Annotated in this window: 20 protein-coding genes and 1 other RNA gene; 18 read left to right on the plus strand and 3 right to left on the minus strand. The window is 66.1% G+C overall.

What is annotated here, in order from left to right:
- Positions 1-12: 12 nt before the first annotated feature.
- From KB879_RS02685 to KB879_RS02695, 3 genes are all read left to right on the plus strand, one after another.
- On the plus strand, positions 13-1,212 hold the full coding sequence (locus tag KB879_RS02685; protein ID WP_211982106.1) for an acetyl-CoA C-acyltransferase: 1,200 nt from the start codon (positions 13-15) through the stop codon (positions 1,210-1,212).
- A 113-nt stretch (positions 1,213-1,325) separates the two neighbouring features.
- Positions 1,326-2,282 (plus strand): DegV family protein, encoded by a 957-nt coding sequence (locus KB879_RS02690; protein WP_211980707.1) that lies wholly within the window; start codon positions 1,326-1,328, stop codon positions 2,280-2,282.
- Between the two features lie 34 nt (positions 2,283-2,316).
- Complete coding sequence (locus tag KB879_RS02695) at positions 2,317-3,093, plus strand: enoyl-CoA hydratase (RefSeq protein ID WP_211980708.1); 777 nt, start codon at positions 2,317-2,319, stop codon at positions 3,091-3,093.
- Positions 3,094-3,174: 81 nt separating this feature from the next.
- Here the strand turns inward: KB879_RS02695 and KB879_RS02700 are convergent, their stop codons facing one another.
- The gene (locus KB879_RS02700) at positions 3,175-3,576 is read right to left on the minus strand and encodes an acyl-CoA thioesterase (protein ID WP_211980709.1); all 402 of its coding nucleotides are present in this window, start codon (positions 3,574-3,576) and stop codon (positions 3,175-3,177) included.
- 107 nt (positions 3,577-3,683) lie between these two features.
- Here KB879_RS02700 and KB879_RS02705 point away from each other — a divergent pair, with 107 nt between their 5' ends.
- The 10 genes from KB879_RS02705 to KB879_RS02750 all read left to right on the plus strand — a co-directional run bounded on the left by KB879_RS02705 (position 3,684) and on the right by KB879_RS02750 (position 14,422).
- Positions 3,684-5,582: an ABC transporter ATP-binding protein/permease gene (locus KB879_RS02705; protein WP_013955554.1), complete on the plus strand. Its 1,899-nt coding sequence runs from the start codon at positions 3,684-3,686 to the stop codon at positions 5,580-5,582.
- 204 nt (positions 5,583-5,786) lie between these two features.
- The gene (locus KB879_RS02710) at positions 5,787-6,929 is read left to right on the plus strand and encodes an ABC transporter substrate-binding protein (RefSeq protein WP_211980710.1); all 1,143 of its coding nucleotides are present in this window, start codon (positions 5,787-5,789) and stop codon (positions 6,927-6,929) included.
- Positions 6,926-7,789 (plus strand): ABC transporter ATP-binding protein, encoded by an 864-nt coding sequence (locus tag KB879_RS02715; protein WP_371827387.1) that lies wholly within the window; start codon positions 6,926-6,928, stop codon positions 7,787-7,789. The genes KB879_RS02710 and KB879_RS02715 overlap by 4 nt, the downstream gene beginning before the upstream one ends.
- Positions 7,790-7,801: 12 nt before the next feature.
- A complete protein-coding gene (locus KB879_RS02720) occupies positions 7,802-8,575 on the plus strand; it encodes an ABC transporter permease (protein WP_013955557.1) in 774 nt (257 codons plus the stop codon).
- Between the two features lie 66 nt (positions 8,576-8,641).
- Complete coding sequence (locus tag KB879_RS02725) at positions 8,642-9,625, plus strand: LysR substrate-binding domain-containing protein (RefSeq protein ID WP_013955558.1); 984 nt, start codon at positions 8,642-8,644, stop codon at positions 9,623-9,625.
- A 103-nt stretch (positions 9,626-9,728) separates the two neighbouring features.
- Complete coding sequence (locus KB879_RS02730; protein ID WP_211980711.1) at positions 9,729-11,036, plus strand: Glu/Leu/Phe/Val dehydrogenase; 1,308 nt, start codon at positions 9,729-9,731, stop codon at positions 11,034-11,036.
- A gap of 270 nt (positions 11,037-11,306) precedes the next feature.
- On the plus strand, positions 11,307-12,206 hold the full coding sequence (locus tag KB879_RS02735) for a glutamate/aspartate ABC transporter substrate-binding protein (protein WP_013955560.1): 900 nt from the start codon (positions 11,307-11,309) through the stop codon (positions 12,204-12,206).
- 63 nt (positions 12,207-12,269) lie between these two features.
- Positions 12,270-12,998 (plus strand): amino acid ABC transporter permease, encoded by a 729-nt coding sequence (locus KB879_RS02740; protein ID WP_013955561.1) that lies wholly within the window; start codon positions 12,270-12,272, stop codon positions 12,996-12,998.
- Positions 12,999-13,007: 9 nt separating this feature from the next.
- Complete coding sequence (gltK, locus tag KB879_RS02745) at positions 13,008-13,691, plus strand: glutamate/aspartate ABC transporter permease GltK (RefSeq protein WP_211980712.1); 684 nt, start codon at positions 13,008-13,010, stop codon at positions 13,689-13,691.
- Positions 13,688-14,422 carry an amino acid ABC transporter ATP-binding protein gene (locus KB879_RS02750; protein WP_013955563.1) on the plus strand — a complete coding sequence of 245 codons (735 nt, stop codon included), beginning with the start codon at positions 13,688-13,690 and terminating at the stop codon, positions 14,420-14,422. Before gltK ends, KB879_RS02750 begins: the two co-directional genes overlap by 4 nt.
- 62 nt (positions 14,423-14,484) lie before the next feature.
- On the opposite strand, the gene KB879_RS02755 is transcribed toward KB879_RS02750, so the two are convergent.
- Positions 14,485-15,315 carry a class II glutamine amidotransferase gene (locus KB879_RS02755; protein WP_013955564.1) on the minus strand — a complete coding sequence of 277 codons (831 nt, stop codon included), beginning with the start codon at positions 15,313-15,315 and terminating at the stop codon, positions 14,485-14,487.
- Positions 15,316-15,454: 139 nt separating this feature from the next.
- Here KB879_RS02755 and KB879_RS02760 point away from each other — a divergent pair, with 139 nt between their 5' ends.
- The 5 genes from KB879_RS02760 (at position 15,455) to rnpB (ending at position 20,134) form a co-directional block, all read left to right on the plus strand.
- Positions 15,455-16,528 carry a tartrate dehydrogenase gene (locus tag KB879_RS02760; RefSeq protein ID WP_013955565.1) on the plus strand — a complete coding sequence of 358 codons (1,074 nt, stop codon included), beginning with the start codon at positions 15,455-15,457 and terminating at the stop codon, positions 16,526-16,528.
- Entirely contained in the window at positions 16,525-17,832 is a 1,308-nt protein-coding gene (locus KB879_RS02765) for a glycerate kinase (protein ID WP_211980713.1), read from the plus strand. Before KB879_RS02760 ends, KB879_RS02765 begins: the two co-directional genes overlap by 4 nt.
- A gap of 44 nt (positions 17,833-17,876) precedes the next feature.
- On the plus strand, positions 17,877-18,911 hold the full coding sequence (gene pyrC, locus KB879_RS02770; RefSeq protein WP_011614536.1) for a dihydroorotase: 1,035 nt from the start codon (positions 17,877-17,879) through the stop codon (positions 18,909-18,911).
- 20 nt (positions 18,912-18,931) lie between these two features.
- Positions 18,932-19,759 carry a DUF3025 domain-containing protein gene (locus tag KB879_RS02775; protein WP_211980714.1) on the plus strand — a complete coding sequence of 276 codons (828 nt, stop codon included), beginning with the start codon at positions 18,932-18,934 and terminating at the stop codon, positions 19,757-19,759.
- 34 nt (positions 19,760-19,793) lie between these two features.
- Positions 19,794-20,134, plus strand: an RNA gene (gene rnpB, locus KB879_RS02780) — RNase P RNA component class A.
- Positions 20,135-20,188: 54 nt separating this feature from the next.
- On the opposite strand, the gene KB879_RS02785 is transcribed toward rnpB, so the two are convergent.
- Positions 20,189-20,611, minus strand: coding sequence for an OsmC family protein (locus KB879_RS02785; protein ID WP_013955568.1), 423 nt, complete (start codon positions 20,609-20,611; stop codon positions 20,189-20,191).
- Between the last annotated feature and the right edge of the window lie 476 nt (positions 20,612-21,087).

A 21,087-nucleotide genomic window follows, 5' to 3' on the forward strand; every position in this document is an offset into this window, starting at 1 on the left:
CGAGGAACCGACATCATGAAACAACTGCAAGACGCATATATCGTTGCGGCCACCCGCTCGCCGATCGGCAAGGCCCCGAAGGGCGCGTTCAAGAACACGCGCCCGGACGACCTGCTGGCCACCATCCTGAAGGCTGCCGTGGCGCAGGTGCCGAACCTGGACCCGAAGCTGATCGAAGACGCCATCGTCGGCTGCGCGATTCCTGAGGCGCAGCAGGGCCTGAACGTGGCGCGCATCGGTGCGCTGCTGTCGGGCCTGCCCAATACCGTGGGCGGCATCACCGTCAACCGCTTCTGCGCCTCGGGCGTGAGCGCGGTGGCGATGGCGGCCGACCGCATCCGCGTGGGCGAGTCCGACGTCATGATCGCCGCCGGCGTGGAATCGATGAGCATGGTGCCGATGATGGGCAACTCGCCGTCGATGTCGCCGGAAATCTTCACCCGCGACGAGAACGTGGGCATCGCCTACGGCATGGGCTTGACCGCCGAGAAGGTGGCGCAGCAATGGCAGGTCAGCCGCGAGGACCAGGATGCGTTCTCGCTGGCCTCGCATCAGAAGGCCATCGCCGCGCAGCAGGCCGGCGAGTTCAAGGACGAGATCACGCCGATCGAGATCGTCGAGCGCTTCCCCGACCTCGCCAGCGGCCAGGTCAACGTGAAGACGCGCACGATCTCGCTGGACGAAGGCCCGCGCCCGGAGACCTCGCTGGAAGGCCTGGGCAAGCTGCGCCCGGTGTTTGCCAACAAGGGCAGCGTCACCGCCGGCAACAGCTCGCAGACCTCTGACGGCGCCGGCGCGCTGATCCTGGTCTCGGAAAAGATCCTCAAGCAGTTCAACCTGGTGCCGCTGGCGCGCTTCGTCTCGTTCGCGGTGCGCGGCGTGCCGCCCGAGATCATGGGCATCGGCCCCAAGGAAGCGATTCCGGCGGCGCTGAAGGCCGCGGGCCTGACCCAGGACCAGCTCGACTGGATCGAACTGAACGAGGCCTTTGCCGCGCAGTCGCTGGCGGTGATGCGCGATCTGCAACTGGACCCGGCCAAGGTCAACTGCATGGGCGGCGCGATTGCGCTGGGCCACCCGCTGGGTGCCACCGGTGCGATCCGTTCGGCCACGGTGGTGCACGCGCTGCGCCGCCACAACCTGAAGTACGGCATGGTGACCATGTGCGTCGGCACGGGCATGGGCGCCGCAGGTATTTTCGAGCGCGTCTGAACGCGCCTGCGGGACGGTCCCTCGGGACTGTCCCGCCCTTCTGTCAGGTGAAGAAAGCAGTACCGGGGCTGCCGCCCGCCATGCGGGTCACCAGGTAGGGAGGAGACAATAGTATGCAGGAGACAGCCATCCTGGCCGATGCCGCGTGCGATCTGCCGCGCGACGTCATGGCCCAGCTGAAGATCCATACCATTCCGTTCCGCATCCGCGCGGGCGAGCATTTCGTCGCCGATACGCGCGATGAAGACGCGCTACCCACGCTCTACCATCAATACCTGGTCGGCCGCCAGGACCACTACGCCGAATCGATCCCGCTGCTCGAGCGCGAGCTGGAAGAACACCTGCTGCGCAATGTAGTGGCCCATTGCGACCGCGCCATCCTGTTCACCATCGCCAGTTCGCGCAGTAAGCTGTATGCGCATGCCACCGGCGCGGTGATCGGTACCGTGGCGCGCAGCGTGCGCCTGCGCAAGGAAGCCGGGCGCACCGGCCTGTTCGACCTGACCGTAGTCGACACCGGCGCGATCGGGCCGGGCCAGGCGCTGATCGTGCGCGAAGCCGCGCGCATGGCCGCCGCCGGCGCCAGCCCGCAGGCGGTGCGGGAAGCGGTCGAGACGCGCCTGCGCGACGCCGCCCATATGTTCCTGGTGCCCGACGAGCTGCTCTACATGTACACGCGCGCGCGCCAGAAGGGCGAGGGCAGCATCACCTGGGGGCGCTATGTGATGGGCAGCGCCTTCAATATCCGCCCGGTGGTGCGCATGCACCGCGGGCACACTGACGCCATTGCCAGGGCGCGCGGCTCCGAGGAGGGTGCGCGCCGCGTGCTGCAGCATGCCGAGCAGTGCATCCGCGGCGGTGACCTGATGGTCCCGGCGATCTCCGTCTGCTATGCCGGCCCGCTCGACGCCGTGCGCGCGATGCCGGCCTTCCAGTCGCTGGAGCGCACCGCGCGCGGCCAGGGCGTGGAGCTGATGCTGGCGCCGATGAGCCTGACGGTGGCGCTGAATGTCGGCGCGCGCGCGTTCGGGCTGAGCTATCTTTCCGAATCGCCGCCGCCTTTTGAATAACCCTCCAAGCAATGCATCCACAGACGAGGACACCATGAGCATCCGCACCGGCATCGAGCAGGGCATCCTGACCATCGAGTTCGACCGCATCGACAAGAAGAACGCCATCACCGCGGCGATGTACCAGGCCATGGCCGACGCGCTGCGCGCGGCCGAGACCGACCGCAACGTGCGCGCCATCCTGCTGCGCGGCAAGCCCGAGATCTTTACCGCCGGCAACGACCTGGAAGACTTCATGCAGCGCCCGCCTAGCGCGGGCGATGGCGCCGAGCAGGCGCCGGTGTTCCAGTTCCTCTACCAGATCAGCCACGCCACCAAGCCGATCGTGGCAGCCGTCAGCGGTGCCGCGGTCGGGGTGGGCACCACCATGCTGCTGCATTGCGACCTGGTCTATGCGTCCGATACGGCCAAGCTGTCGCTGCCGTTCGTGCAGCTGGGCCTGTGCCCCGAGGCGGCCTCGAGCCTGCTGCTGCCGCGGCTGGTCGGCTACCAGCGCGCGGCCGAGAAGCTGCTGCTGGGCGAGGCTTTCAGCGCGCAGGAGGCGCTGGAGATCGGGCTGGTGACGCGGGTGCTGTCGGTGGCCGAGCTGCACGACTTTGCGCTGCAGCAGGCGCGCAAGCTGGCGGCCCTGCCGGCGTCTTCACTGCGCGAGACCAAGCGGCTGATGAAGGCGGGCGATGTGGCGGCTGTGGAAAAGCAGATGGCCGAGGAGGGCGCGGTGTTCCGGAAGATGCTGGTGGCGCCGGAGGCGAAAGAGGCGTTTGCTGCCTTCTTCCAGAAGCGCAAGCCGGATTTTACGAAGTTTGAGTAAGCCGGCCGGAGCCCCGGAAAGGAATAAAAGAAGCCGCCTGCGTTACGCGCAGACGGCTTTTTGCATTCGGGGGCGAGGCGCTCAAGCCGACGGCAACACCCGCGGCTGCCGCGATTCATCTGTCGCCACATACGTCAGCGTGGCCTCCGTAACCTTGACGATCTCATTGCTGTGGCGCATCCGTTGCGCATAGACCTCGACCGACACCGTGATCGAGGTACGGCCGGTCTTGACGTCCGCATAAAAGCTGACCAGGTCGCCAACGAACACCGGATGCTTGAACAGGAAGGAGTTGACCGCGACGGTGGCCACGCGGCCCTGGGCGCGTTCCACCGCCGGGATCGAGCCGGCGATATCCACCTGCGCCATGATCCAGCCGCCGAAAACGTCGCCGTGCACATTGGCGTCGGCGGGCATGGGCACTACGCGCAGAGCGGGATTCTTGCCGGCGGGCAGGGCTGGGACGGTGTGGGGAGCGTTCATGACGGTGTGTGGTGGACTGCGGAAGGGGCGGGGCGCGGCGAAAGACCCTTCGCCTGCCACGTAATGCGAACTCTGCGACAATCGCGCATTGGCCCGAATTCTAACGTATGCGCCGCTATTCCACGACCGCTGAGCCGGCCCCCGCTCCTGCTTCAAACACGCTCTTCCCCGGTCAGCGCGCGCCCCGCAGCGACTGGCAGACGGTGCGCAACCTGCTGCCCTATGTCTGGCACTACAAGTGGCGCGTGATGCTGGCGCTGGCGTGCCTGGTGTCTGCCAAGGTGGCCAACCTGGGCGTGCCGGTGCTGATGAAGCAGCTGATCGACAGCATGAACCTGCAGCCGGGCGACCCGCGCGCGCTGCTGGCCGTGCCGGTCGGGCTGATCGTCGCCTACGGGCTGCTGCGGCTGTCGGCGACGCTGTTCACCGAGTTGCGGGAGATGCTCTTTTCCAAGGTCACGCAGAGCGCGGTGCGCGAGATCGCGCTGCAGGTGTTCCGGCACTTGCACGCGCTGTCGCTGCGCTTCCACCTGGACCGGCAGACCGGCGGCATGAGCCGCGACATCGAGCGCGGCACCCGCGGCATCCAGTCGCTGATCTCGTATTCGCTGTACAGCATCCTGCCCACGCTGGTGGAGATGGGGCTGGTGATCGGCTTCTTTATCCTGCACTACGACATCTGGTTCGCGGCCATCACCGGTTGCGCGCTGGTGGGCTATATCGTCTTCACCATTGTGGTGACGGAATGGCGCACGCATTTCCGCCGCCGCATGAACGAGCTGGATTCGCGCGCCAACCAGAAGGCGATCGATTCCCTGCTCAACTTCGAGACGGTCAAGTACTTCGGCAATGAAGAGTATGAGGCGCAGCGCTACGACGAGAACCTGCGCAAGTACCGCACCGCGGCGATCCGCTCGCAGAATTCGCTGTCGTTCCTGAACTTCGGCCAGCAGACCATCATCGCATTGGGGCTGATCCTGATCCTGTGGCGCGCCACCGTGGGCGTGGTCGACGGCAAGCTCACGCTGGGCGACCTGGTGCTGGTCAATACGCTGATGATCCAGCTCTATATCCCGCTGAACTTCCTCGGCGTGATCTACCGCGAGATCAAGCAGGCCACCACCGACATGGACCGCATGTTCGTGCTGCTGGGCACCAACCAGGAGGTGGCCGACGCGCCTGATGCGAAGCCGCTGCAGGTCAACGGCGCGCAGGTGCGCTTCAGCGGCGTGCGCTTCAGCTATGAGCCGGACCGGCTGATCCTGGACGGCGTGGATTTCACCATCGCGGCGGGCACCACCACCGCGGTGGTCGGGCACAGCGGCTCGGGCAAGTCGACGCTGGCGCGGCTGTTGTTCCGCTTCTACGACGTCAACGGCGGCGCCATCGAGATCGACGGCCAGGATATCCGCGCGATCACGCAGGACAGCCTGCGCCGCGCCATCGGTATCGTGCCGCAGGACACGGTGCTGTTCAACGACAGCATCTTCTACAACATCGCCTACGGCCGGCCCGACGCCAGCCGCGACGAGGTCATCGCCGCCGCGCGCGCCGCGCAGATCGACAGCTTCATCCGCGAGCTGCCGCAGGGCTACGACACCCCGGTGGGCGAGCGCGGCCTGAAGCTGTCCGGCGGCGAGAAGCAGCGCGTGGCGATCGCGCGCACGTTGCTGAAGAACCCGCCGGTGCTGGTCTTCGACGAAGCCACCTCGGCGCTGGATTCACGCACCGAGCAGGCGATCCAGGCCGAGCTGATGCGGCTGGCGCAGAACCGCACCACGCTGCTGATCGCGCACCGGCTGTCCACCGTCGTGCATGCCGACCAGATCCTGGTGATGGACCACGGCCGCATCGTCGAGCGCGGCACCCATGCCGAGCTGATGCGCGCGCGTGGCCGCTACGCCGAGATGTGGGACATCCAGGCGCGCGCCGCCGCCAAGGGCGGCGAAGCCGTGGGCGCGGATGCGCTGGCACTCGACGTTGGCGACGCCACGCAGGACGCCTGACGGGACTGCATTCTCCTGCATCCGCGTGCACCAAGGGGCGGCGGGCATTGTCGACAATCATTGCCGACGATGCCGATGCGGCAATCGCCTCGCACGATTTTGGTTCGGCAATCGCTTGCGGGCACGCCCTGAAACGGAGCTTCAAAACCTGGCACGTCCCTTGCGGACGAATCCCTCCGAGATCACGATCCACGGAGAGATTCCATGCCTCATTTCCACGCTGCGCCAGTGTCCCCCGGTGTTTGTGCCGCTGCCGCCGGGAACACTGACAATGCCGGCACGCGCGCGGCCCGCATCACGGCACGGCGCCGCCTGCTGAAGCTCGGCGTGATGATCGGCACCAGCCTGGTGCTGTCAACACAATTCACCGGCGCGGCCCACGCGCAGGCTGCACCAACCAAGGTCCGCTTCCAGCTCGACTGGCGCTTCGAAGGGCCGGCGGCGCTGTTCCTGCTAGGCGAGCAGAAGGGCTACTACAAGGCCGAGAAGCTCGATGTCTCGATCGACGCCGGCAACGGCTCGGGCAACGTGGTCAACCGCGTGGCCTCGGGCACGTACGACATGGGCTTCGCCGACATGTCGTCGGTGATGGAGTTCTACGGCAACAACCCCGACGCCAAGAACAAGCCGGTGGCCGTGATGATGGTCTACAACAACACGCCCGCGGCCGTCCTGGCGCTGAAGAAGTCCGGCATCCGCGCGCCGAAGGACCTCGCCGGCAAGCGCATGGGCGCGCCGGTGTTCGACGCCGGCCGCCGCGCCTTCCCGATCTTCGCCAAGGCCAACGGCCTGCAGCCGTCCTCGTTCAACTGGCAGGCGATGGACCCGACGCTGCGCGAGACCATGCTCACGCGCGGCGACCTCGATGCCATCACCGGGTTCTCGTTCACCTCGATCCTGAACCTGAACGCGCGCGGCGTGAAGGATGAAGACATGGTGGTGCTGCCGTACCCGCAGTTCGGCGTGAAGCTGTACGGCAACGCGGTGATCGCCTCCGAGGAGTTCATTAAGAAGAACCCCGAGGCGGTGAAGGCCTTCCTGCGCGCCTTCAGCAAGTCGGCGCGCGACGTGATCGCGCGGCCGGAAGAGGGCATCAAGGCGGTCAAGGCGCGCGACGGCATCATCGACGAAAAGCTGGAAGTGCGCCGGCTCAAGCTTGCGCTGGACAGCGTGGTCAAGTCGCCGGACGCGAAGGCCGAGGGTTTCGGGCGCATCAGCAAGCCGCGCCTGTCGCTGATGGCCTCGCAGGTGGCCGATGCCTTCGGCACCAAGGGCCGCATCGACCCCGATGCGCTGTGGACCGACGCGTTCCTGCCCAGCGCGGCCGAACTGGATGTGCTGCGATGATGACGTGCCAGGCTGCCTTCATGCCCGCGTCCGGCGGCAGTACCGCGCCCGCCGCGCCCGCGGCCGCTGAACCCTTTGTCGATTTCAACCGGGTCTGGCTGGCCTATAACGACGAGCTGGCGCACAAGGGCGAGTTCGCGGTCGAGGACATCTCACTGCAGGTGGCGCCGGGTGAGTTCATTGCCATCGTCGGCCCGTCCGGCTGCGGCAAGTCCACCTTCATGAAGCTGGCGACGGGGCTCAAGCCGGCCACGCGCGGCATCGTGAAAATCGCCGGCCAGAAGGTGACCGGCCCGCTCAAGCAGGTCGGCATGGCCTTCCAGGCGCCCACGCTGCTGCCGTGGCGCACCACGCTGGACAACGTGATGCTGCCGCTGGAGATCGTCGAGCCGTATCGCTCCACCCTGCGCGCACGTCGCGACGAGTACATCGAGCGCGCCCGCAAGCTGCTGCATACGGTGGGCCTGGCCGGCTACGAGGACAAATACCCGTGGCAGCTGTCCGGCGGCATGCAGCAGCGCGCCTCGATCTGCCGCGCGCTGATCCACGAGCCGCGCATGCTGCTGCTGGACGAGCCCTTCGGCGCGCTCGACGCCTTTACCCGCGAGGAGCTCTGGTGCGTGCTGCGCGACCTGTGGCAGGCGCAGCGCTTCAACGTGATCCTGGTCACGCACGACCTGCGCGAGGCCGTGTTCCTGGCCGACACCGTCTACGTGATGAGCCAGCGCCCGGGCCGCATCCTGATGCGCAAGGAGATTGACCTGCCGCGCCCGCGCGACCTGGAACTGACCTATACCGAGCCCTTTGCCGACCTGGTGCACGTGTTGCGCGAAAAGATCGGCCATGTGCGGCAACACTAAGGCAACCCAACGATGATGACTCTGACTTCCGCGCAAGAGCGCCGCGTGCAGCGCGTGGCGCCCTGGCTGCTGCTGGCCGCGGTGCTGCTGCTGTGGCAGGGCGCGTGCATGGCCTTCGGCGTGTCCGACTTCATCCTGCCGACGCCGTCGGCGATCGTGGCCTCGCTGGTGGAATATGCCGGCGTGATCGCCGGCCATGCGTGGCGCACCTTCTGGACCACCATGGTGGGCTTCGGCGTGGCCATCGCCGTGGGCGTGCTGCTGGGGCTGGCAATGGGCTCGTCGCGGCTGCTCTATGCCGCCAGCTATCCGCTGATGACGGCCTTCAACGCGCTGCCCAAGGCCGCCTTCGTGCCGATCCTGGTGGTGTGGTTCGGCTTGGGCGCCGGCCCGGCGATCCTGACCGCGTTCCTGATCTCGTTCTTCCCGATCATGGTCAATATCGCCACCGGGCTGGCCACGCTGGAGCCGGAGCTGGAAGACGTGCTGCGCGTGCTGGGCGCCAAACGGCGCGACGTGCTGTTCAAGGTCGGGCTGCCGCGCGCGATGCCGTATTTCTTCGCCTCGCTGAAGGTGGCGATCACGCTGGCCTTTGTCGGCACCACGGTGTCGGAGATGAACGCCGCCAACGAAGGCATCGGCTACCTGCTGGTGTCGGCCGGCTCGGCCATGAAGATGCCGCTGGCCTTTGCCGGGCTGGTGGTAATCGCGGTGATGGCGATGGCGATGTACGAGCTGTTTGCGGTGGTCGAGAAGCGCATGACGGGCTGGGCACATCGCGGCTGACGGCTTGCTGCCGGGCAGGTGACACGTAGGTGACGGACAGCCCGGCGCGGGTGGATAATCCGCGTCATGGAAATCAAATGGCTTGAAGACTTCGTCAGCTTGGCCGAGACGCACAGCTTCTCGCGCTCGGCCGAACTGCGCCACGTCACGCAGCCCGCGTTCTCGCGCCGCATCCAGTCGCTGGAGGCGTGGGTCGGCACCGAGCTGATCGACCGCTCGAGCTACCCCACCAGCCTGACCCCGGCCGGCAAGGTGTTCTACGAGCAGGCGCTGGCCATGCTGGCGCAGGTCAGCGAGACCCGCGCGCTGATGCGCGGCCAGCGCTCGGCCAACGCCCAGGTGCTGGAGTTCGCGGTGCCGCATACGCTGTCGCTGACCTTCTTCCCGGAATGGCTCAAGGCGCTGGAGCGCAGGATCGGCACGCTGCCGTGCCGGCTGCGCGCGCTCAACGTCCACGACGCGGTGCTGATGCTGGTGGAGGGCGGCTGCGACCTGGTGATGGTCTACCACCATGCGCGCCAAGCGATCCAGCTGGATCCAGCCCGGTACGACATGCTGGTGCTTGGTACCGAGCGGCTGTCGCCCTACAGCGTGCCGGACGCCGCCGGCAAGCCGCAGTTCCGGCTGCCCGGCACTGACAAGAAGCCGGTGCCCTTCCTCAGCTACACGCCCAACGCCTTCCTCGGCCGCATGGTCGACCTGCTGCTGGCCGACACCTCCGAGGCGCTCAAGCTCGACAAATGCTACGAGACCGACATGGCCGAGGCGCTCAAGGTGATGGCGCTGGCCGGCCACGGCATGGCCTTCCTGCCCGAAAGCGCGGTGCGCGAGGACGTGGCCGCGGGCCGGCTGGTGCGGGCCGAGTCGGCGCGCGGGCTGCCGCTGTCGATCGACATGGAAATCCGGCTGTACCGCGAGCGCCCGGGCGAGAACGGCAACGAACGCCGCGCCGGGGCACGGCGCAAGCGCCAGCTGGTCGATCAGGTGTGGTCGACCTTGTCAGCGGCCCAGTCCGCCCAGCCGGCCGGTGCCCCGGTTTCCGCCAGATGACAAGGTTATGCAGGTTTTGCATGACCGGATGAGCAAACGGCATTGGATTCGGGCGGGGCGCCACCCCTAAGCTTGCGGGCATTCTTCACACCGGAACCAACCGATGTCTTCCGCAGCACCGACCAATATTGCTGGCCAAAAGCACGCACTCCCGTCTTACCTCAATGCCGACAATCTCGGCCCCTGGGGCATCTACCTGCAGCAGGTCGACCGTGTCACGCCTTACCTGGGCTCGCTGGCACGCTGGGTCGAAACCCTCAAGCGCCCCAAGCGCGCGATGATCGTCGACGTTCCCATCGAACTGGATAACGGCACCATTGCCCATTTCGAGGGCTATCGCGTGCAGCACAACCTGTCGCGCGGCCCGGGCAAGGGCGGCGTGCGCTTCCACCAGGACGTGACCCTGTCCGAGGTGATGGCGCTGTCGGCCTGGATGTCGGTGAAGAATGCCGCGGTCAACGTGCCCTACGGCGGTGCCAAGGGCGGCATCCGCGTCGATCCGCGCACGCTCTCGCACGCCGAACTGGAACGCCTGACGCGCCGCTACACCAGCGAAATCAACATCATCATCGGGCCGAGCAAGGATATTCCGGCGCCGGACGTGAACACCAACGCCCAGGTCATGGCCTGGATGATGGACACGTACTCGATGAACTCCGGCAGCACGGCCACCGGCGTGGTGACCGGCAAGCCGATCTCGCTGGGCGGCTCGCTCGGCCGTCACGAAGCCACCGGCCGCGGCGTGTTCGTGGTCGGCTCCGAAGCCGCGCGCAATATCGGCCTGGAAATCAAGGGCGCGCGCGTGGCTGTGCAGGGCTTCGGCAACGTGGGTGCCGTGGCCGCCAAGCTGTTCCATGAGGCCGGCGCCAAGGTGGTGGCGGTGCAGGACCACCGCACCACGCTGTTCGACCCGGCCGGCCTGGACGTGCCGGCGATGATGGAATACGCCTCGCACAGCGGCACCATCGAAGGCTTCCGCGGCGAAGTCCTGCGTACCGCGCAGTTCTGGGAAGTCGACTGCGACATCCTGATCCCGGCCGCGCTGGAAGGCCAGATCACGGCCGAGAACGCGCCGCAGATAAAGGCCCGCCTGGTGATCGAGGGCGCCAACGGCCCGACCACCCCGGAAGCGGACGACATCCTGCGCGAGCGCAATATCCTGGTGGCCCCGGACGTGATCGCCAACGCTGGCGGCGTGACCGTGTCCTACTTCGAATGGGTGCAGGATTTCTCGAGCTTCTTCTGGACCGAGGAAGAGATCAACCAGCGCCTGGTACGGATCATGCGAGAAGCCTTCCGGGCAATCTGGCAAGTGGCACAGGACAACAAGGTGACCCTGCGCACGGCGGCGTTTATCGTGGCCTGTACGCGGATCCTGCAGGCGCGCGAGATGCGCGGCCTGTATCCCTGATCGGCAGGGCACAGGAAAGCCGGGACGAGGCACTGCCATGGTGCAACGCAGCAATCGTCCCGGCGCCCCTGGTCATGACCGCCAGACGCGGTCTCCGGCTAGCGCCGGAGACCGCGTTGTCGTATCCGGATGCCGTGCGCAGTGATTGCCCTGAAGTGGGCTTCTAGGAGAAAACCCAGTTGTATTGCGGCGGATGCTGCGCAATACTGTTTCATCAGTGGGGGTTTTGTCTCTAGAATCCCGCTTTCTCTTCATGGTCAAGGAGATGTTATGAATTTTGCCAAGTTGGCTGCCCTGATGATTGCCGCGGGCGTGATGTGCGGGACGGCACAGGCAGCTGAACAACTGACGGGCACGCTGAAGAAGATCAAGGACACCGGCGTCATCACGCTGGGCGTGCGCGAGTCGTCGATTCCGTTCAACTACAACCTGGGCGGCGTGCGGCAAGTCGGCTATTCCTACGATATCAACATGAAGATCGTGGAAGCCATCAAGGACCAGCTGAAGCTGCCGAACCTGCAGGTCAAGGAAATCCCGATCACCTCGCAGAACCGCATCACGCTGCTGCAGAACGGCACCATCGACATCGAGTGCGGCTCCACCACCAACAACCTGGAACGCCAGAAGCAGGTTGCGTTCACCAACTCCATCTTCATCATCGGCACGCGCATCATGGTGAAGAAGGATGCCGGCATCAAGGACTGGGCCGACCTGAAGGGCAAGAACATCGTCACCACCGCCGGCACCACGTCGGAGCGCCTGCTGCGCAAGATGAACGATGACCAGAAGCTGGGCATGAACATCATCAGCACCAAGGACCACGGCCAGTCGTTCCTGACGCTGGAATCGGGCCGCGCGGTCGCGTTCATGATGGACGACGCGCTGCTGTACGGCGAGCGTGCCAAGGCGAAGAACCCGGCCGACTGGATCGTGGTGGGCAAGCCGCAATCGCGCGAGTCCTATGGCTGCATGATCCGCAAGGACGATCCGCAGTTCAAGAAGCTGTCCGATACCGTGATCACCGGCATGATGAAGGACGGTTCGGTCAACACCCTGTACACCAAGTGGTTCATGCAACCGGTGCCGCCGAAGGGCCTCAACCTGGACTTCCCGCTGTCTGAAGACATGAAGGCGCTGATCAAGGCGCCGAACGACAAGGCGCTGGACTGACCTGCCGTTGACAGCAGTGTGAAACGGAAGGCATGTCCTTCCGTTTCTTTTTGAGGACGCAACATGAACTACAACTGGCATTGGGGAGTCTTCCTCGAACAGGCCGCCCAGAACGAGACCTACCTGGACTGGATGATCTCGGGCCTGAAGGTGACGCTCGCGCTGGGGCTCTCGTCCTGGGTCATCGCCCTGGTCATCGGCTCGGTGCTCGGCGTGCTGCGCACCGTGCCCAACAAGTGGCTGGCGGGCATCGCCGCCACCTATGTGGAAATCTTCCGCAACATCCCGCTGCTGGTGCAGCTGTTCATCTGGTATTTCGTCGCGCCCGAGCTGCTGCCCGGCGGCGAGGCGATCAAGCAGATGAACCCGTTCGCGCAGCAGTTCCTGGCCGCCATGCTGTGCCTGGGCACCTTCACCGCCGCGCGGGTCTGCGAGCAGGTGCGCTCGGGCATCAACTCGCTGGCGCGCGGGCAGATGAACGCCGGCCTGGCGATGGGCTTCACGCTGCCGCAGACGTACCGCCACGTGCTGCTGCCGATGGCGTTCCGCGTGATCGTGCCGCCGCTGACTTCCGAGTTCCTGAACATCTTCAAGAACTCGGCGGTGGCGTCGACCATCGGCCTGCTGGAACTGGCGGCGCAGGGCCGGCAACTGGTGGACTACACCGCGCGCCCGTATGAATCGTTCATCGCGGTCACGCTGATGTACGCGCTGATCAACGTGACGGTGATGCTGATCATGCGCTGGGTGGAAGCCCGCACGCGCGTGCCCGGCTTCATCGGCGGCAAGTAAGGGGGCGCCATGGCTTATTCCTTCGATTTCACCTCCATCACCCCTGCCACGCTTCATGTCCTGGGTGAGGGCATGATGGTCTCTCTCAAGATCACCGTCACCGCGGTGGTGGTGGGCATTGTCTGGGGCACCATCCTGGCGATGATGCGGCTGTCGTCGTTCAAGCTGCTGAACTGGTTTGCGCAGGGGTATGTGACCATCTTCCGTTCCATCCCGCTGGTGATGGTGCTGCTGTGGTTCTTCCTGATCATCCCGCAGGTGCTGCAGAACCTGTTCAACCTGTCGCCGGCGACCGACCTGCGCATGACGTCCGCGCTGGTGGCCTTTGCGCTGTTCGAGGCCGCGTACTACTCGGAAATCATCCGCGCGGGCATCCAGAGCGTGTCGCGCGGGCAGATGTTCGCGGCGCAGGCGATGGGCATGACCTATGGCCAGTCGATGCGGCTGGTGATCCTGCCGCAGGCGTTCCGCAACATGGTGCCGCTGCTCCTGACGCAAGGGATCATCCTGTTCCAGGATACGTCGCTGGTCTACGTCAGCGCGCTGGCCGACTTCTTTGGCCAGGCCTATGGCGTCGGCGAACGTGACGGCCGCATCGTCGAGATGCTGCTGTTCGCCGGCCTGGTGTACTTCGTTATCTGCTTCTCCGCTTCGCTGCTGGTCAAGCGTTACCAGAAAAAGGTGGCTGTATGATCGAAATCAACAATGTCTCCAAGTGGTACGGTGCCTTCCAGGTGCTGACCGACTGCACCACCAAGGTCGCCAAGGGTGAAGTGGTGGTGGTGTGCGGCCCGTCCGGGTCGGGCAAGTCCACGCTGATCAAGACCGTCAATGCGCTTGAGCCGTTCCAGAAGGGCGATATCCTGGTCGACGGCACCTCGGTGGGCAATCCCAAGACCAACCTGCCCAAGCTGCGTTCGCGCGTGGGCATGGTGTTCCAGAACTTCGAGCTGTTCCCGCACCTGTCGATCACCGAGAACCTGACCATCGCGCAGATGAAGGTGCTCGGCCGCTCAAAGGAAGAGGCGCTGGCCAAGGGCCTGAAGTACCTGGACCGCGTGGGCCTGAAGAGCCAGGCGGAGAAGTACCCCGGTCAGCTGTCGGGCGGCCAGCAGCAGCGCGTGGCGATTGCGCGCGCGCTGTCGATGGATCCGATCTGCATGCTGTTCGACGAACCGACTTCGGCGCTGGACCCGGAGATGGTCAACGAAGTGCTGGACGTGATGGTGCAGCTGGCCCAGGAAGGCATGACCATGATGTGCGTGACCCACGAAATGGGCTTCGCGCGCAAGGTGGCCAACCGCGTGATCTTCATGGACCAGGGCAAGATCGTCGAGGACTGCGAGAAGGAGGAGTTCTTCGGCAATATCGAACACCGCTCCGAGCGCGCGCGCCAGTTCCTGTCGAAGATTTTGCATCACTGATCGGCCTGGCAGGGCAAGCAAGAAGGGACGCCTCGGCGTCCCTTTTTTTTCGTTCTGATGTCTCAGGTGCAGGTCGTGTTGGCCGCGTTCTTCGCCTGCACTTCCGGCGGGATCGGCACCGTCAGCGTCATGGTCGGGCGCCCGTCCTCGAACATGATCAGCTCGCCCGGGGCGAAGCGGGTCCAGGTCTCGTTGTCGGTCAGCGGCTGGGTGGCGATCACCGCCACGCGGTCGTCCGGCGTGGTGACCTGGGCGAAGTCGATCGACAGGTCGGCATCGATCAGGTGCGCGGTCGAGAACGGCCACTGCCGCACGATGTAGTACAGGTGCGTGGAGCAATGCGCGAACTGGGCCTGGCCGTTGCACAGCAGGTAGTTGAACACGCCGTGCAGCGTGATCTCGCGGGTGATGTCGGCCAGCGCATGGCACAACTCGTTCAGCGGCGGCTGCGAACCCGGGAAGCGCTTGCGCAGGCCCTGCATTAGCGTGCAGAAGGCCAGTTCGCTGTCGGTGTCGCCCACCGGCTGGTAGACGCCGGACAGGAACGGGGTGAAGCCCTTCAGGTCGCCGTTATGGGCAAAGATCCAGTGGCGGCCCCACAGTTCGCGCATGAAGGGGTGGCAGTTCTCCAGCAGCACGGTGCCTTGCGTGGCCTTGCGGATATGCGAGATGACGTTCTTGGACTTGATCGGGTAGCGCTTGATCAGGTCTGCCACCGGCGAGGTGCCGGCGGACTGGTTGTCGATAAACAGGCGGCAGGCCTTGTCCTCGAAGAAGGCGACACCGAAGCCGTCGGCGTGATGGTCGGTCAGGCCACCGCGCGCGGCAAAGCCGGTGAAGGAGAACGTCACGTCGGTCGGCGTGGCGCAGTTCATGCCTAGCAGCTGGCACATATCGGGGCACCGGTCGGCAGCGGGCTGCCGCTTTGCAATAGAATGCAGACATTATCCCGCGCACCCGGGCCGCTGCCAAGCAGCGTCGGCCGGGCCGCGCGCGGCGACCGGCCATCCTGCACGTATCTCCCCAATAACCATGCGCCAATACAAGATCGCCGTGATTCCCGGAGACGGAATCGGCACGGAAGTCATGCCCGAGGGCATCCGCGTGATGGACGCCGCGGCGCGGCGCTTCGGCATCGACTTCCAGTGGGACCACTTCGACTTTTCCAGCTGCGACTACTACGCCCGCCACGGCAAGATGCTGCCGGACGACTGGTTCGACACGCTGGTCAAGTACGACGCCATCTACTTCGGCGCGGTGGGCTGGCCTGATGCCGTGCCTGACCACGTCTCGCTGTGGGGCTCGCTGCTGCAGTTCCGGCGCTCGTTCGACCAGTACGTGAACCTGCGCCCGGTGCGGCTGATGCCCGGCATCAGGAGCCCGCTGGCCGGCCGCAAGCCTGGCGATATCGATTTTTATGTGGTGCGCGAGAACACCGAGGGTGAATACTCCAGCATCGGCGGGCGCATGTTTCCGGGCACCGAGCGCGAGATCGTGGTGCAGGAAACCGTGATGAGCCGCACCGGCGTCGACCGCATTCTGAAGTTTGCCTTCGAGCTGGCGCAGAAGCGGCCCAGGAAGCACCTGACATCGGCGACCAAGTCCAATGGCATCTCGATCACCATGCCGTACTGGGACGAGCGCGTCGAGGCGATGGCGGCCAGCTACCCCGGCATCAAGGTCGATAAGTACCACATCGACATCCTGACCGCGCATTTCGTCCAGCATCCGGACTGGTTCGACGTGGTGGTGGCCAGCAACCTGTTCGGCGACATCCTGTCCGACCTGGGGCCGGCCTGCACTGGCACCATCGGCATCGCGCCGTCGGGCAATATCAACCCGGACCGCACCTTCCCCAGCCTGTTCGAGCCGGTGCACGGTTCGGCCCCGGATATTGCCGGGCGCGGCGTGGCCAACCCGATCGGCCAGATCTGGTGCGGCGCCATGATGCTGGAGCACCTGGGCCATGAAGCCGCCGGCGCTGCCGTGCTGGGTGCGATCGAGAAGGTGCTGGCCGCGGGCCCCGAACACGCGCCGCTGACGCGCGACATCGGCGGCAAGGCCGGCACGGCCGACCTGGGCCAGGCTATCGCGGAGGCGCTGTGAGCACGGCGGGCGCGGGCGAGCCGCGCGTACTCCTGCTGGACAGCTTCCACGCCGCCGTGGCGGCCGCCGATCCGCTGCAGATCGTAGCGCAGCACCTGCCGCCCCCGCACGCGGGCGGCCGCACGCTGGTGGTGGGCGCGGGCAAGGCCGCGGCGTCGATGGCCGCGGCGGTCGAGCGTGCCTATGCGGGCAAGGCCACGCTGGAAGGGCTGGTGGTCACGCGCTACGCCCACGGGCTGCCGACCGACCATATCCGCGTTATCGAGGCCGGCCACCCCGTGCCCGACGAGGCCGGCGAGCAGGCCGCCGCCGATATCCTGGCCAGCGTGCAGTCGCTGACGCCGCAGGACCGGCTGCTGGTGCTGGTGTCGGGCGGCGGCTCCAGCCTGCTGTCGCTGCCGGCCGAAGGCATCCCCATGGCTGACCTTAAGGCCACCACCCGGGAACTGCTGCGCTGTGGCGCGCCGATCACCGAGATGAATATCGTGCGCAAGCATGTCTCGCGCATCCAGGGCGGGCGGCTGGCGCAGGCAAGCCGTGCGCCGGTGACCACGCTGATCGTCTCGGACGTGGCCGGCGACGATCCCAGCGCGATCGCCTCGGGCCCGACCGTGGCCGACCCGAGCACCTTTGCCGATGCGCTGGAGATCCTGCGCCGCTGGGGCGCGCAGGTGCCGGCCAGCGTGCAGGCCCACCTGGAGCGCGGCGCCCGCGGCGAGGTGTCGGAGACGCCCAAGCCGGGCGACGCGCTGTTCGCCCAGGTCGACAACCGCATGATCGCCACCGCCCATGGCAGCCTGCAGGCGGCTGCGGCGCTGTTCCGCGAACGCGGCATCACGCCGGTGGTGCTGGGCGATACCGTGACCGGCGAAGCGCGCGAAGTGGCCCGCGTCTACGCTGCGCTGGTGCGCGAGATTCGCGCGTACAATGCGCCGTTCGCCGCGCCCGTGGTGCTGATTTCCGGAGGTGAGTGCACGGTCACTTTGCCTGCCGGCGGTGGCGCCGCAAAGGCACGGGGCGGGCGTTGCTCCGAATTCCTGCTGTCGCTGGCGGTCGAGCTTGACGGCATGCCTGGCGTGCACGCGATCGCGGCCGACACCGACGGCATCGACGGTTCGGAGGACAATGCCGGTGCGCTGGCCGATCCGACCACGCTGGCGCGTGCCGCGGCCGCCGGCCTGCCGGGACTGCGCCAGCTGGACGCGCACGACGCCTGGGGCCTGTTCGATGCCATCGGCGACCTGGTGGTCACCGGCCCGACGCGCACCAATGTGAACGACTACCGCGCCATCCTGATTCTCTGATTTCGACGAACGCCAGCCGCCGCCGCGGCAGGCCCAAGCTAGCCATGACCCAGAAGCTCACCATCACCCGCCCGGACGACTGGCACCTGCACCTGCGCGACGGCGCGGCCCTGGCCGCCGTGCTGCCCGACACCGCGCGCCAGTTCGCACGCGCCATCATCATGCCCAACCTGAAGCCGCCCGTGACCACGGTGGCGCAGGCGCAGGCCTACCGTGCCCGCATCCTGGCGGCGCTGCCGGCCGGCCTGCAGTTCGAGCCGCTGATGACGCTGTACCTGACCGACAACACCACGGCCGAAGAAATCGCCGCGGCCAAGGCCAGCGGCTTCGTGCACGGCGTCAAGCTGTACCCGGCCGGCGCCACCACCAACAGCGACGCCGGCGTGACCGATATCCGCCGCTGCTACCCGGCGCTGGAAGCGATGCAGCGCGCGGGCCTGCCGCTGCTGGTGCACGGCGAGGTGACCGACCCCAGCATCGACATCTTCGATCGCGAAGCCGTCTTTATCGACCGCGTGATGACGCCGCTGCGCCGCGACATGCCCGAGCTGAAGGTGGTGTTCGAGCACATCACCACCAAGGACGCGGCCGAATACGTGCGCGACGCCAGCGGCCCGGTGGGCGCCACCATCACCGCGCACCACCTGCTCTACAACCGCAACGCCATCTTCACCGGCGGTATCCGCCCGCACTACTACTGCCTGCCGGTGCTCAAGCGCGAGACCCATCGCGAGGCCCTGGTGGCGGCCGCGGTCTCGGGCAGCCCGCGCTTCTTCCTGGGCACCGACAGCGCGCCGCACGCGCGCGGGCTGAAGGAACACGCCTGCGGCTGCGCCGGCTGCTATACCGCGCTGCATGCGATGGAGCTGTATGCCGAGGCCTTCGACGCCGCCGGCGCGCTGGACAAGCTGGAAGCCTTTGCCAGCTTCAACGGTCCGGCCTTCTACGGCCTGCCGCGTAACACCGGTACCCTGACGCTGGAGCGAGAGGACTGGGAACTGCCGGCCGAGCTGCCCTATGGCGACACCACGCTGGTGCCGCTGCGCGGCGGCGAGACGCTGCGCTGGAAGGCCCGCTAAACCCTGCTGGGGCCTTGGCCATGCAGGTGCCCGCGGCCGACGAGCCTTTCGTCGCCGCGCTGGCCGGGATCGACTGGTCCCGGCCGTGGTTCCAGCCGTTTGCGGCGCGGGGTGCCGCGCTCGCTGCGGCGGTGCAGGGCGGCGCCGATTTGCGCGCGCTGCTAAACGCGTATGCAGCGCAACTTCGCCTGCGCAACGCCCGCGGCCTGCCGCTGCGTTTTATCGCCCAGCATGCCTTGCCCGAAGGCAGCGCCTATGAGGCGCATATCCATGCCACGGGCGAGATCCCGACCCGCGACAATCTCCACGATTTCTTCAACGCGCTGACCTGGCTGCATTTCCCGCGGGGCAAGCGCGTGCTCAACCAGATCCAGGCCGAGGTCATCGCGCGCGAAGGCGTGCAGACCACGCGCGGCGGCGTGCGCGATGCGGCGACCCTGTTCGACGAGAATGCGGTGCTGTTTGTCAGCGCCGATCAGGGCTTGGTGGATGCGCTCAAGGGGTTTGCGTGGCAGCGGCTGTTGGTCGAATCCAGGCCGGCGTGGGGCAGGGCCTGCACGGTGGTGCCGTTCGGCCACGCGCTGCTCGAAAAGCTGGTGCAGCCGTACAAGTCGGTCACTGCGCATGCGTGGGTGCTGCCACTGGCGCCGCAGCAGGCGGCAGGCCCATCGCTGGACGCCATGCTGGCGCAATCCCTTGCCGCTGCGGCCCAGGCTGGCGCGCTGCGCGGCGGGCGCAGTTTTGCGCCGCTGCCGGTGCTGGGCATCCCGGGCTGGTGCGACGATAATGCCGAACCTGGCTTCTACGCCGATACCGCGGTGTTCCGCCCGGGACGGCGCGCCGGCTGAAGGCGCCGCCAATCGGTGTTAGACTGCGGGCCGCAAAGCAGGCCAGGCAACCGCTGCCTGCACCGCAAGGTGCAGGGGGAGGAAAGTCCGGACTCCACAGGGCAGGGTGTTGGCTAACAGCCATCCACGGCAACGTGCGGAATAGGGCCACAGAGACGAGTCTTGCCGCCGGGTTCGCCCGGCGGGAAGGGTGAAACGCGGTAACCTCCACCTGGAGCAATCCCAAATAGGCAGGCGATGAAGCGGCCCGCTGAGCCTGCGGGTAGGGAGCTGGAGCCGGCTGGTAACAGCCGGCCTAGAGGAATGGTTGTCACGCACCGTTTGCCGCAAGGCGGGCGGGGCGCACAGAATCCGGCTTATCGGCCTGCTTTGCTTCTTCTTATGGCATGACCCGGCGCCACCACGGTGTACCGGGTCTGCATCTTCCCTTCAGGCTTCGACGATTTCCAGCGTGTGCGTGATCTCGGCCGTCTTGGCCAGCATGATCGACGCCGAGCAGTACTTTTCGTGCGACAGCTTGATGGCACGCTCGACCGTGGCGGGGTTGAGATTCTTGCCGGTCACCACAAAATGGAAGTTGATGCGGGTGAAGACCTTGGGGTCCTCGCCGGCGCGCTCGGCCTGCAGCTGGACGCTGCAGCCGGAAACGTCCTGGCGGCCGCGCTTGAGGATCAGCACCACGTCATAGGCGGTGCAGCCGCCCGTGCCGAGCAGCACCATCTCCATCGGCCGCGGTGCCAGGTTGTGGCCGCCGCCCTCAGGCGCGCCGTCCATCGCCACGATATGGCCGCTGCCGGTCTGGGCCACGAAGCTCATGCCGTCCGCGCCCATCCATGTCACTTTGCATTCCATTTTGTTCGTTCCTGTCGTTTATATTGTGTGTTCCCGATCACAAACGCATGATCTCGAATCTTGCAATTCTCAGTATATGGCATCGTCAAGCTTGGGCTTCTGACGCCCATACCCGTATGAAATCTGAGGGTTTCCTCTAGTATGACAGTTCAATGACATAGCTGGATGTTGCATAAGTCATTGATTTCGAATTGAAATTACCTCTCTGGCGCGTCACGTCTTTCTTTCCGTAATACGAAATGGCATTTCGCAGTGCAAATTTCCCTTGCACTGGGGAAAACCCCATGTATAATTTGAATCATTGAACGACGGCACCGACAGCGCGCCAGAGTGCGAAAGCGAAGCCCCAGGGCAAGCTCGCCGCACCGCCCGCCAGTCCCTCCGTCGATCTCCCAGTGTCTCCTCCACCCTCCTCCTTTGGTGGATTCAAACCCAAGCTCAACAGCTTGGGTTTTTTTTCGCCCCTGCTCCCTGGT

Origin of the sequence: Cupriavidus sp. KK10, from assembly GCF_018223725.1 — a bacterium.
GTDB classification, from domain to species: Bacteria; Pseudomonadota; Gammaproteobacteria; order Burkholderiales; family Burkholderiaceae; genus Cupriavidus; species Cupriavidus necator.